A 13,536-nucleotide genomic window follows, 5' to 3' on the forward strand; every position below is an offset into this window, starting at 1 on the left:
CACGACCTCCGCCGTGACAGGGCGGCATTCTAACCAACTGAACCACCGGGCCAATCAACTACGAATAATATTATACAGGGTTGACCTCGTTTTGTCAACAGCTTTTTATGCTTTTTTTAAATTTTCCAATGTAGCCATTAAATTTGCTTCCATATGCACCTGCAAAGCCTGCAGCTTATCCTCTGCCGGCACGTTGCCCAGAACGTCAAAAGCGTCTGTGGTCAAGGGCAGGTGATTCTTGCGCATTTCCGCAAACAGCTCATCACGGAAAATATTATAGGAAAAGTATATCTGATTGCCATGCTTAAAATCAGTATAATCCAAAAAGATAAAGGAACCGTTGATATAAGGCAAGGGATTATCGGGCGTAATATACAACTCATAATCGCCTACCTGAGCAGGCAGCGAGCGCCAGTAGTCCCACTGCTCAAAGTGCAGCGCTTTTGCTTCATACGGCAGCGCATGCACGGTTTTCTTGTCCATGCTGGCCAAAATATCCGGCAGGCTCTTGCGCATCATATCGGCAAAGTGCTCGCGGTCACGGCAGAAGAAGCGCACGTCGCGAAACGTATGCAGGCCTACGGTTTTTACCGGCACATAATCAAAGGTTTCTTTTGTATAAGTCAAATCAAGACGACAGTGTGATACTTCGTGCACATAGGCTGCAATATTCAAAATCTGTCCGTCGATGCCGGAGCCCGGCACAAGGGTATAATCACCTATAGCAGCAGGCAGATTGCGCACAAAGTCCCAATCCTTAAGCCCTGCCTCTATTTCTTTGATATCAGGCTGTCCCATCTCAACCTCCGCACTTTTCCAGCAGCTTGCCGATTTTACTGTAAATCCTTACTGCATTGTTATAAAATACATCCTCGTGATAGCATTCGGGAACAACATGGCTGATCATCCAGATATACAGGGGAATATTTACAAGCGGCCAGTCACTGCCATACATGATTTTTTCATAATTGCCAAGATAATTCAGCCAGGTATGCAGCTGACGCAAAAAGCCACGCTGTCTTTCGAGCAGCATCAGCGGTTTAGGATTGCCCTCCACCAGACCGGAAAGGTCGATGCATACGTTAGCGTTTTTGCAGGCCACCTCTGCCGCATCGGCGAACCATGGGCAACCACAGTGCGCTATAACAAAGGTAACGTCGGGAAATGCCACTGCTGCTTCATCAACAGTCAGCGGATGCGAATATTTCAAAAGACCGCTGGGCCAGGCAGTATCGCCTGTGTGAATTGCAACAGGCACATTATAGGCACGCGCCAGTTCAAACAGCGGCCAATGCCTTTTATCGTTGACATAGACAGCGTTATAACCGGGATAGAGCTTAATGCCCAGACAATGCGGGTCCTTAATGAAGCGTTCAAATTCCTGCGCCGTTTTTTCCGCATTTGCTTCGGTAATAGCCTCGCTGTTTACACCCATGCAGTAACCCATGTTCTGCGGCTGATTGTAATGCTCCTCGTCAAAGGGCGCTGCAAGGTCAATCATACGCGGTGTAACACCACCGTATTTCGAAGACGTATAATTAGTGTTGCCCATAGCTACGGAAAAAACGATATTGTTTTCTTCGCATATCTTCTGCCAGCAGGCCGCTGTATTTTCATAGCCTGCATTGGCTGCAACCTGCACAAAACCATCAACATTGTAATAATGCATATGGGCATCAATAATCTTCATTTGTAACCCCTCTTTATTTTAAAACACGTATCGCTATTCTTCTTCCTCTTTAGGCAGAATGATATTTAACACCATAGCCACGATAAAAACTACGGCTACACAGTTTTCTGCAAAAACATTCTTAATCAGATCCGGGAAAATCTTAAAAATTGCCGGTGTCTGAGTAAAGCCGATACCGATGCTGAGTGCCAGAGAAGCAATCGTCACATTACGGGAATTGTAGCCGCAGTTGGCAATCATCTGCACGCCGCTGACTACGATAGAACCGAACATCATCAAGGTGCAACCGCCCAAAACAGCCTCCGGCAGAGATGCCAGCAGTACGCCAAGCGCCGGGAACAGGCCTGCCATAATCATAATAACAGCGCCTGTCATGATGGCAAAGCGATTGACAACCTTCGTCATAGCAATCAGGCCTACGTTCTGGCTGAAGGAGGTGATAGGCAGGCAACCGAAAACAGAAGACAAGCTGCTTACCAGACCATCGCAGACAATAGAACCGGAAATCTCTTTTTCTTTAACATCACGGCGCAGACCGATAGCAGTCATGGCGGAGGTATCACCAATGGTTTCGGTAGCGGAAACCAGGAATATCAAAAAGAATGCAAAAATTGCATCATGATGGAATTCCATGGTAAAAGGCATCAGCTGAGGAATAGCAATCAGCTTAACCTCAGCGAGCTTGCTCATGTTTACCATGCCCATAAAATAAGCAACTACATAGCCGACAATCAAACCAAAAAGCACGGAAAGCTGTTTATAGAAGGATTTGGCGAAAATATTGTAGGCAATGCAGCTTACCAAAGTAATTGTACCTACAATAATATAAGGAGCATCACCGAAGTTTGGGTTACCGAAGCCGCCGCCGAAGGAATTAGCACCTACCGACAGCAAAGAGAACCCGATGGAGGTAACAACGGTAGCAGCAACAATCGGCGGAATCAGACGGCGCCAGTATTTTGCGCCTAAGCCCAAAAAGCCTTCCAGCAAGCCGCCAACCAGTACCGCACCCATAACGCCGCCGTAACCGTACTTAGCGCCGATAACGCAGGCGATAGATACGAAAGTAAAACTAATGCCCATAACGATAGGCAACCCGCTGCCCACGCGCCATATTGGATAAAGTTGAATCAGCGTACCGATGCCTGCTACCAGCATTGCCGACTGCACCAGCGCACCGCTCTGTTCTACCGGCATTTTTACCACACCGGCTACAATCAGAATCGGAGCGATATTCGCTACGAACATCGCCAGAATATGCTGCAGGCCGAAGGGAATCGCTTTGCTTACAGATATTTTTCCGTCTAAGTCGTATATCGGATCACTATATTGTTTTTCGCTCATTACGCTTCCTCATGTCTGAACACTACTGTGTTGGTTTTGGCATCCATCTTATCAATAATAGCTAAGGAATGCAGGTTGTAGCCGGCTTTGCGCAGCTTGTCGCCGCCGCCCTGGAAGCCTTTTTCTACAGCAACGCCAACGCCTTCAACAGTAGCGCCGGACTGACGTACAATATCGATAAGTCCTTCCAGTGCACAACCGTTAGCCAGAAAGTCATCAATAATCAGCACATGGTCTGTTTTGGACAGGAATCTTTTGGAAACAACAACGTCGTTTGTTTTGCTATGGGTATAGGAATAAATTTGAGTGAAGTAAACATCCTTATCCATATTGCTGCCGCTGGATTTCTTGGCAAACACTACCGGAACGCCAAAATACATTGCCGCAACGCAGGCAATACCGATGCCGGAGGCTTCAATAGTCAGGATTTTAGTAATATTCCTGTCTGCAAACAAGCGCTTTAATTCTTTACCAAGCTCCGCAACAAACGGCACATCAATCTGATGATTTAAAAAGCTGTCAACCTTCAGGACATTACCGCTTTTGATAACACCGTCATTAACAATTTTTTCTTCCAATAATTTCATCGTCAAGCCCTCCATAAATTGTTTTTTTAACTGCTGCTACGAACATGTCAGCAATAAATTTGCCTTTTAAGTATAAAGATTATTTTATCACACTGACAATCTATGGTAAAGTGATTTTCTGCTTCTACAGAGATATTTTTGCCTTAATCTACCACCAGTGCGACTTCGCTGCCTGTCCCCTGCAGGCCGCGTTTTTTCTTGACGAGAATTTTTTTGTCGATCATTTCCTGCAAATCATGTACATGCGAAATAATGCCTACAAGGCGATGGCCTTCACTGAGGCCCTGCAGCGTAGCAATAGCCTGCTGCAGACTGCTGTCATCCAGTGATCCGAAGCCTTCGTCGACAAACATCGTATCCAGCTGAATGCCGCCGGCACAGGACTGCACCTCATCCGCCAGCCCCAGCGCCAACGCCAGCGATGCCATGAAGGATTCGCCGCCGCTCAAGGTTTTGACGCTACGCAGATTACCGCTGTAGTAATCCTTGACCTCCAAATCGAGGCCTGTTTTGCTGTTGCCCGTCTTGCTGTCCGCATCCTGCATTTTGTCACGGCACAGCTCGTACTGGCCGCGGCTCATGTGCAGCAGCCTTACATTGGCGCGCTGCAGAATTTTATCGAAGTAGTGCATCTGCACATAGGTTTCCAGATTAACGCGTTTTTTGCCTGTCAAGGTTCCGTTCAGTGTTGCGGAAAGGCTGTTGATCAAGCTGTATTCCGCTTCGCAGGCTGCCCTGCGCGCTTCATAGCCGCTGACCTCCTGCTTAATCCGCTGATTGTTTTTGATGGCGGCATACAATCGCTTGTCCTGCAGCTCCAGCTCACGCTGCTGCGCCAACAGCTTTTCATGCTCCTGCTGCAGCTTCTGTTCATCCACATCCGTCAGCAGCTCATTCTGCTCGGCAAGCTGCTTTTTCAGCTCCTGCAGCTGCCCTTCGGCACCTGCCAGCTGCTGCCTCATGCTCTGCGCCGCAGCCTCCGCCTGCTTGTCGGCAGCCTTCTGCTGCTCCAAAGTGTTCGCCAGCTTACGGTATTGCTCCACCTTTTCCTGCAAAAAGCCCATTTTCAAGCGCAGGGCCGTAATCTTATTGTTAACATCCTTCAGCTCTGCCTGCGCTCTTTCGGCAATCAGCTTCAAATCATCACAGCCAAGCAGCTCCACGCCCTTGCCTAGCAGCAAGGTTTTGTCCAGCTCCAGATGTTCCTTTAAAGCCTTGCCTTCACCTATAAGACCATCCCTTATCTTCTGAGCAGCCTCAGCTTTAGCGCGCGCCTGCTCAACATCATTTTCGGTAGGTGCGTCCTGCGCCAGCTGCACAGGCTGCGGATGCTCGCAGGAACCGCAAACCGGGCATGGCTTGCCGGGCTTCAGCTTATCGTGTGCCAAAAGTCCCGCCTGCGCGCCCAAAAATCTGTCAAAGCAAGCGTCGCTCAGCTCATTAAGATGATTGAAATTATCACAGGCCTGCTTATACTCTTGTCGCTTCTGCAGCAGCGAAACCTCCTGACTTTGGTAACGCTGCTGCATTTCCTGTAATTGCTGCAGCTCTCTTTGGCGTGCAGCCAGCTGCTGCCTTTCTGTTTGCATCTGTGCCAGCTCCACCTCGCCCTTTTGCGCTTCGCTGACCTCTGCCTCAAGCTTTTGCAGAGACTCCTGTCTTTGCACTGCTGCAGCTGCTTCCTGCTCCAGTTGCTTTCGCATGCCTGCTATTCTCACTTCTGTCGTCTGCATATATTTTTCAAGCTGCTGCTTTTTATCAATAGCGCTCAGGCTGTCCTGCAGCGCAGTCAGATTTTTCGTCACAATAGCCGCCGCTGCCGCCACCTGCTGCTGTTCCTTTTCGTCAAGAGTAATAATTGTGTCAACCAAGGCCAGTACTTCTTCAACACAGCCCTCGTAATGACGCAAAGCAAAGCTCTGCAGCTGCTCCGTATATGCGGGATAAATGCAGCTGATGCCGCTTAAAGCCTGCTCGCTTCGGCGCTGCTGCTCGGCAAATTCGTTACGCTTAGCCGCAGCATCCTGCTTCAGCTTATCCTGCAGCTGTTGGAAGAAGTAGGTATGAAATAAATCACGGAAGATTTTACTGCGCTCATCAGTGTTGGTATCCAAAAATTTGCGGAACTGCCCCTGAGCAATCATCGTAATCTGCGTAAACTGCTTGTGATTAAGCCCCAAAAGCTCCACAATGCTCTTGTCTACATCAGACATTCTCGTTACCGGCACGCGGCCATCGGGATAGTACAGCTCTGCGCCGGCTTTTTCCTTCGTCATACCGCCGCCACGCTTCGCCGGACGGCGATACTCAGGATTGCGTCTTACCCTGTAGCACTTGCCTCGGAAGGAAAACTCCAGCTCCACAAACGTCGGTGTATCCGCGTCTGCATATTGGCTGCGCAGCATGTTGGCATCACGCACACCGCCGCTCGTCTGTCCGTACAGGGCATAGGAAACAGCGTCAAAAATCACAGTTTTACCGGCACCGGTATCTCCGGTAATCAGGTACAGCCCCTGCTCCCCAAGCTGGGAAAAATCTATAACGGTTTGGCCTGCATACGGACCAAACGCACTCATAACCAGCTTCAGCGGTCTCATAATACGTCACCTACCATTTCCGAAAGCAGATTAGTAAGATACTGCTTCTGCTCCTCGCTCAGTTTCTGATTGTTCTGCAGACGATAAAAATCATCAATAAGCTCTAACGGTGTTTTCTCTACCAAATCTTCCGTTATTTCCAGTTCTGCATTCGCCTGCGTGCGCTTATTGTCGTAGTCAAGCTGCAGCAAATTCTTATATACAGTCTGCAGGCGTTGCATAGCATTAGTTACATCGTTTTCATCCGTAAGCGTCAGATAATAAAAATCCTGCAGGAAGCCATTTTCATCCATCGGAAACATGGCATAATTCGGTCTTGTCATTAAATTCTCAAAGGTATCCTTTAAATAGCGCACCTCACGCAACGGCGTCAGCGGCAGCTGCGTAACCTTCATATTACCTTTTTCGGCAAGCTCCACCAGCGTCACGGATTTTTGCTGCTGCCATTCGCTGAAGGAATATTTCAGCGGTGTACCGCAATAGCGGATACGCTCATTACCGCCGACGTTTTGAGGATTATGGATATGCCCCAAGGCCACATAATCAAAAGCAGCAAAAACCTCTGCACCGATATTATCCAACCCGCCCACATTAACAGCCTCGCTGCCTGCAGTAACAGCGCCGGTAACAAACTGATGCGCAACAAGCACATTGCGCTCGTCCTGTGCCAACTGCAGCTGCGACACAGCATATTTCACCGCATCATGGTAGCTGCTAATCTCTGCTACGGCCTCCTCTGGTGCCCAGTGCTTCACAACAGCAGGCTTCAAAAATGGCAGCAGGAAAATATTCACCCTGCCGAATTCATCCTCCAGCACAAGCTTCTGCTCCTCACCGTTGTAGCTGCCCGCAAAATGAATGCCGCTGCCGCTCATCAGCTGCGCGCCGAACGCCAGGCGCTCTGCCGAATCATGGTTGCCGCTGATGATGCACACAGGCACCTTAAGCTCCGCCAGCTGATTCAGAAAATCATCAAACAAAACGACAGCTTCTGCCGGCGGCACCGGTTTATCATAAATATCTCCGGCAAGCAGTACGCAATCAGGCTGCTTGGCGCAAATCATCTGTACAATCCGTTGTAGAATATATTTTTGATCCTCATAAAGAGAAAATTCATTGAGTTTTTTTCCTAAATGCAGATCCGACAAATGTAAAAGCTTCATGCTATCACTCCCTGTCACGAATATTTATTCACTGTTATTTAATCGTTGTATTATCTTGATTTTATCATGCTAAAGCATATGCGTCAATCTATACTTCAAACAAACGTTGCCGTTCCTCCTAAACTTTCTAGAAAAAATTTCTACTTTTTTTCAAAAAAGTACTTGACCAACTGCTATCTATCTGCTACAATTGTTATTGTTCTGATGAGCGTGCTCAAAAAGAACTGCTACTCCGGGATGGTGTAATGGTAGCACAAGTGACTCTGGATCATTCGGTCTGGGTTCGAGTCCTAGTCCCGGAGCCAAATGGCGCTATGGTCAAGCGGCTAAGACGTCGCCCTCTCAAGGCGAAATCAAGGGTTCGATTCCCTTTAGCGCTACCAGAAGTTAACGCTGATGCATAAGCATCAGCGTTTTTTATTGTTTAAATGTAAACCAAACCTAAACCGCATCTTGTTATGCGGTTTTTTTTGTGCGTAAAAAGGAGAAAATCTACTAAAAAGTTTTGTGACTGAAAGGTAGCGCTCTATAACGCTGACGCTCTGTTATCAGATTTTTGTACAGAAAATATAAATTTTGGTATCTTAATCCCCCTATGCCAATCCTAATTTTCATATTTGAAAAGCCATGTCTTACCGAAAATCAGTAAAACATGGCTTTCTCTGTAAATCTGCGTTAGTCCATTACTTATGCTTAAAGATTCCCTGGACTAATGCTATATTTTTATTATTCTAGAGTCTTTCTCAGAAGCTGAAGTTGAGGCTCAGGTTGAAGCCTACACCCTTTTGCTTACCAACGGAGCCGTTAACGCCAAGACCCAGTTCGAATTTGTCGGAGTTGTTAACTCTCCAGCCAAGCTCCATAATACCGGTATCGCCCTTCATGGAAGGAGCAGGAGCGGAAGCAGAGCCAAGGGTTGTTGCTACAATTGCATTAGATTCACCGTCAAATTCATGCTGCCATGCCAAGCCTACATAGAAAGCGTTCTTCTCGCTCAGCTGATGCGTATATCTTGCACCAAGACGAGTACGCAGAGAGGTTGTAGCATCAAAATCATAGGTTGCGCCGGTGCCTACAGTAACCTTGTCACCCTGTTGACGAGTGTAGAACAGCTTGCCATAGTAGTCAAGGGTATCCTTATCGTTCAGCTGAACAACCTTGCCCATGCCAAGATGTGCTGCGTAATAGGTTGCATCGCTGTCGTATTTAATGCCGCCTGCAACAGCAGATTGATAATCGGTGCTCATTCTGCCTGCACGCAGGGAACCTTCATAATAGAAGCCATCATCATTGAGCTGCTTAGCCATCAAGCCTGCACCCCAGAAGTGTGCGTCGCCGTCGCCGTGCGTACCATTGTCGAGGTAGGAATCGTAGCTGCCGCGACCGTATTCAATCACAGGCGCAATTAACAGCTTACCGGAATTGTTGTTGATTTTCTTTGCAAAGCCAAGATTCATGTTCCATGCTTTAAGGTCAACGTGAGAACCGGTATCGAGCTTATGATTGTTAGCGCTCATGGTGATAAACGGGTTAACAGAACCTTCTTCCTCACCTTCAACAGCCAGTGCAGCATTTTCATAACCTGCAGTTGTCAGCAAATCATGGCCCAAGTTCAGCATAGTGAGCGCAGCGGACTGTGTTTCAACCGGAGATTTTGCGTCAGCATCAGCATAAAGGCCGCCGGCACCAGGAGTTGTGCCGCCACCACCCGGAGGTGTTGTGCCACCGCCGCCCGGAGGTGTTGTGCCACCGCCGCCCGGAGGTGTTGTGCCGCCGCCACCCGGAGGTGTTGTGCCACCGCCACCCGGAGGTGTTGTGCCATTGATAACTCCGACTAATTTATTGCCATCAGTTCCAACAGTAACCTGTAGTCCCTGATCAATTGAGATTAAGCCATCAGTCAAGGTTCCTGTTGTGATATTTTCAGCCTTTAGTGCGCCTGCAGTAATCAGGTTGATTTTATCATTTTCGTTTAATTTAGTACCAAGCTCTACGCCAGCCTTAATCTCTGCGTTATTGATAAGAGCAGTACCTGTTACTTTAAGCATAGTATTGTTGGCAACAAGATCTTTGGTGATAAAGAAGTTGAGCTTATCAAAATTTTGAATGCTTTTTGCTTCGTTGCCTTTTCCAACTACTTCCAGAGTGTTGTTGTTAATATTGGCTTTACTCAGCTTATCATAGCCACCGTAAACATCACCCTTGATTTTCGCACCATTTTTGAAAATAACTTTATTATTTTGGATTTTTTCAGATATAGCACCATCGCTTTCCGTATAACCACCATAGACATTTTCATTAACAGTACTATTATCAACAGTTACAGTATTATCCATGCTATTGCCTTTAAAGGAATAACCGCCATAAACATTTTTATTAACGCTACTGCCATCTGTGATGCTTATAATATTACCAATGCTATCTTTAGCACCATAACCGCCATAGACATTCATATTAACAGTGCTCTTAGCAATATTTACTTTATTATCCTCGCTATTGCCTTTTAAAGCAACACCACCGGCAATATTTGCTGTTACGCCGCTAGCACCATTTAGTATCACCTCATTATTCTTACTATCAGCTTTCTCTGAAAAGCCACCAAATACACTTTGGCCAACCTTAGCACCATTAGTAATGCTTACTTTGTTCTCGTTGGTGTTATGAGTTGCATAGCCTCCATAAATATTCCCCTCCACTACGCTTCCCGCACCAATGGCAACCTCGTTTTTTTCAGCACTGCCATTCTTATCATTATCTGCATAACCACCATATACAGTATCTTTAATTGTACCTTCGCTGATCTCTACGCTATTTCCCTTACTATTTGTGTCGCCTTTTCCACCAAATACATTAGCAGCACCGCTCTTGATAATCCTGACAGTATTGCCCTCGCTGATTCCTGCTATAGCAACACCACCGGCAACATATGCGGTTACAACACCAGCACCCTCGATTGTTACTTCATTCTTTTTGCTGTCACCTTTCACTGAAAAGCCACCAAAAACACTTTGGCCAACCTCAGCACCATTAGTAATGCTTACTTTGTTCTCGTTGGTGTTATGAGTTGCATAGCCTCCATAAATATCTTCACTTACTTTGCTTCCCGCGCCAATGGCAACCTCGTTTTTTTCAGCACTGCCATTTTTATCATTATCTGCATAACCACCATATACATTTTTCTTGATGGTACTGCCAATAATCTCTACATTATTTTCCTTGCTGCTTGTGTCACCTTTACCACCATATACTATACCGTTTACTTCGCTATTATCTTTAATAACAACATGGTTTTTTATAGCTTCTGCAGCTCCGGAGCCACCACCACATACAACATCTCCCAAACTATTACCGCTAATCGTTACAGTATTCTCTTTGACATTACCATAAAAAGAATATGCTCCACATACGCTGCTAGTTGCAGCGGTACCGGTAATAGTAACATAGTTCTTAAAGACTTCCGGTGGAGACACCTTTGTATCATTATAGCCACCGTAAACATAATCATAAGTACCAGAATTAAGTGTAACATTAGCACCGGTTGACATATGAGTCTTGCCATCATCACCATAATAATTATCTGCCCAAGCACTCGGCATTACCAATACACCGGTGCACAGCAAACCGCACAAAATACCGCCAAGTTTTCTCTGCATTTGTTTTTCTTTCATTTTTGCCAAAAACTTCATATTAAAAGCCTCCTTTTAATTAAGATGGAACCTCTTTATTAACGTCAGTATAGCACTTAAAAGAATTTTTCACCCCACCCCAAACCACGATTCCGGGTAGGCTAGGCAAAAAAATTTGACTGTTTTTATGGAAAAGACGAAAATTCAACTGAAATCCCGGCTACGGCACTAATTGACGAGTGCGATGACTTACTTTATATGGGCATCGTTTACTTTCGTGCTAATTTCGTATATAACATTAAACATATTTATAGCTAATATTTTATTCTCAAAGTGTTATTTGCGCAAGTTTCAGCTAATATATTACCAATTGTCACTAACCGCTAAATATTTTTACATATGGTAGTACTATATAACGCTTCATTCTTTGACGCTTTTTGTTTTGGAAAAGCCAAATTCCCTGCTTTTTTCAAACAGCCTTATCCAAAGCATTGATATTATGATATAATCTAAGTAATAAATCTGTTGTATGAGAGGAGCGATAATTTTGAACGGATTGAAATTTCCTGTTGGTATCTCCAATTTCGCCAAGATTCGCGATGAAGGATATTACTATATAGATAAAACAAACCTGATCACCGAAATACTTGAGTCCGGTATTGCTGAAGTAACGTTAATTACTCGCCCCAGACGTTTCGGCAAAACCCTCGGCATGAGTATGCTGGCGGATTTTTTTGATGTCCGCAAAGACAGCAGCAAGCATTTCGCCAGATTATCTGTCTCCAAGAACACTAATATTTGTAATCAATGGATGAATAGATACCCAACTATCTTTGTTTCATTAAAAGATGTTGACGGTATTTCCTTTAATGATGCCTACGCTCAGCTCTCTCTGCAATTTGCTGATTTATACAAGGAATATGCTTTTTTGCTTGACAGCAAGAATATAGATAGCGATGACCGTAACATTTTTCAAAGAATTAAGGCTGGCGAAGCAAGCCTGCCTGACCTGAGCCGCGCTCTGAGCACCCTGATGAAAATATTGAACGCCTATTATGGCAAGCCGGTAATCCTGCTTTTGGATGAATACGATGTCCCCATCGCCAAAGCCAGCAGCCACGGTTATTACACTGAAATGATGAACATTATCAAGCCGTTGCTGAGCACCTCTCTGAAGGATAACCCCAATCTTTGCTTTGCCTTGATTACTGGCTGTCTGCGAATTGCTAAAGAGAGTGTTTTTACCGGTACCAATAATTTTATTTCCGACTCTATTGTACGCTCAAATCTCAAAGAATCCTTTGGTTTTACGCAAAAGGAAGTAGATAAGCTGCTGGCAGATGCTAATGCGGAAGCTTATGCAGATACTATCCGCACCTGGTATGATGGCTATCATTTCGACACAGCCGACGTTTACTGCCCTTGGGATGTTATCAGCTACTTGTATGACCTGCAGCGTAATCCGCAAGCAAAGCCTGTAAGCTATTGGCGCAACACCAGCGATAACTCCATTATCCGCTCCTTTATTGACTGCGCAAGCAGTAATATCACGGAAAAGCTGGAAACCCTTTTATCCGGCAGCTTCATCGTACAAAAGGTTGATGACAGCCTGACCTATGATTATCTGCACTCCTCTGAAGATAATCTTTGGAGCATTTTATATCTGACAGGATATCTGACCAAAGTTCGCAATGATGCTCTGCCCGCTGCTATACCGGATGGTTATTCAGCTTTGATTATTCCTAATGAAGAGATTAAGGAAATCTATGAAACTACTGTTATGAAGTGGTTTGCCGATAGTGCGCAAGCTTCTAACCGCAATGCATTATTTACGGCTGTATGGAGCGGAGACAGTAAAGCACTTACTCAGGAAATAACGAAGCTTCTGCGTATGACCATCAGCTACCATGATTATCGCGAGGATTTTTACCATGCTTTCCTGGCAGGCATCTTCACCGGTGCAGGATATGTTGTTGAATCTAACCGTGAGCATGGTGAAGGACGCAGTGATGTAATTGTTAAGGATATCCGCAATGGCCGTATAGCGATTTTTGAAGCTAAATATGCAAAAACGCTGAATAACTTGCCAGACGCTTGCGATTTAGCAATCGACCAGATCAATACGCGTATCTATGCAGATGATTTCCAAGATGATTACGATGATATTTTATGCTATGGCATTGCATTTTTCAAAAAGCGGTGCTTAGTAAAGATAAAATAAACGTTTCGCTAGAAGTGATTACTTTATTACAATCCGATATTTAGAACCTAAAGACCGCCGCTGGCGGTCTTTTTACGTTTAATGTCACGAATTATATACATTATTCGTGACATTTTGCGCACTCTGCAAGCTGATTTAGTTGTTATGACACAATAAAAAAACAGCCTGGAAAAATCCAGGCAAATTGGAACGGAATGCATATGAACAAGGTATACATATTTAGGCATGCGCATTGGGGATGACCGCACGCTATGTACAATTTTATTATAGTGCATTTCTTCACTACTATCAAGTTTATTTTATAAATT

The 13,536-nt window shown here is 45.4% G+C and carries 8 protein-coding genes and 2 tRNA genes; 3 read left to right on the forward strand and 7 right to left on the reverse strand.

Annotated elements, in window-relative coordinates; genetic code table 11:
- Positions 1-105 precede the first annotated feature (105 nt).
- The 6 genes from RDW05_RS10995 to RDW05_RS11020 form a co-directional block, all read right to left on the reverse strand.
- Positions 106-798 carry a hypothetical protein gene (locus RDW05_RS10995; RefSeq protein ID WP_307979068.1) on the reverse strand — a complete coding sequence of 231 codons (693 nt, stop codon included), beginning with the start codon at positions 796-798 and terminating at the stop codon, positions 106-108.
- 1 nt (position 799) lies between these two features.
- Positions 800-1,690, reverse strand: coding sequence for an amidohydrolase family protein (locus RDW05_RS11000; protein ID WP_293823715.1), 891 nt, complete (start codon positions 1,688-1,690; stop codon positions 800-802).
- 33 nt (positions 1,691-1,723) lie between these two features.
- Positions 1,724-3,034, reverse strand: a complete 1,311-nt coding sequence (locus RDW05_RS11005) for a nucleobase:cation symporter-2 family protein (RefSeq protein WP_307979070.1) — start codon at positions 3,032-3,034, stop codon at positions 1,724-1,726.
- On the reverse strand, positions 3,034-3,621 hold the full coding sequence (locus RDW05_RS11010) for a xanthine phosphoribosyltransferase (protein ID WP_021719273.1): 588 nt from the start codon (positions 3,619-3,621) through the stop codon (positions 3,034-3,036). Before RDW05_RS11010 ends, RDW05_RS11005 begins: the two co-directional genes overlap by 1 nt.
- A 143-nt stretch (positions 3,622-3,764) precedes the next feature.
- Entirely contained in the window at positions 3,765-6,218 is a 2,454-nt protein-coding gene (locus RDW05_RS11015) for an SMC family ATPase (protein WP_307979071.1), read from the reverse strand.
- Positions 6,215-7,381 (reverse strand): exonuclease SbcCD subunit D, encoded by a 1,167-nt coding sequence (locus RDW05_RS11020; protein ID WP_307979073.1) that lies wholly within the window; start codon positions 7,379-7,381, stop codon positions 6,215-6,217. Before RDW05_RS11020 ends, RDW05_RS11015 begins: the two co-directional genes overlap by 4 nt.
- Positions 7,382-7,612: 231 nt before the next feature.
- Here RDW05_RS11020 and RDW05_RS11025 point away from each other — a divergent pair.
- Positions 7,613-7,686, forward strand: a tRNA-Gln gene (locus RDW05_RS11025).
- A gap of 3 nt (positions 7,687-7,689) precedes the next feature.
- Positions 7,690-7,764, forward strand: a tRNA-Glu gene (locus tag RDW05_RS11030).
- A 360-nt stretch (positions 7,765-8,124) separates the two neighbouring features.
- On the opposite strand, the gene RDW05_RS11035 is transcribed toward RDW05_RS11030, so the two are convergent.
- Complete coding sequence (locus RDW05_RS11035; protein WP_307979074.1) at positions 8,125-11,067, reverse strand: autotransporter outer membrane beta-barrel domain-containing protein; 2,943 nt, start codon at positions 11,065-11,067, stop codon at positions 8,125-8,127.
- Positions 11,068-11,554: 487 nt separating this feature from the next.
- On the opposite strand from RDW05_RS11035, the gene RDW05_RS11040 reads away from it, so the two are divergent.
- A complete protein-coding gene (locus RDW05_RS11040; protein WP_307979076.1) occupies positions 11,555-13,228 on the forward strand; it encodes an AAA family ATPase in 1,674 nt (557 codons plus the stop codon).
- The last annotated feature ends 308 nt before the right edge of the window (positions 13,229-13,536 follow it).

This window comes from uncultured Phascolarctobacterium sp. (genome assembly GCF_902463975.1).
GTDB lineage: Bacteria > Bacillota > Negativicutes > Acidaminococcales > Acidaminococcaceae > Phascolarctobacterium_A.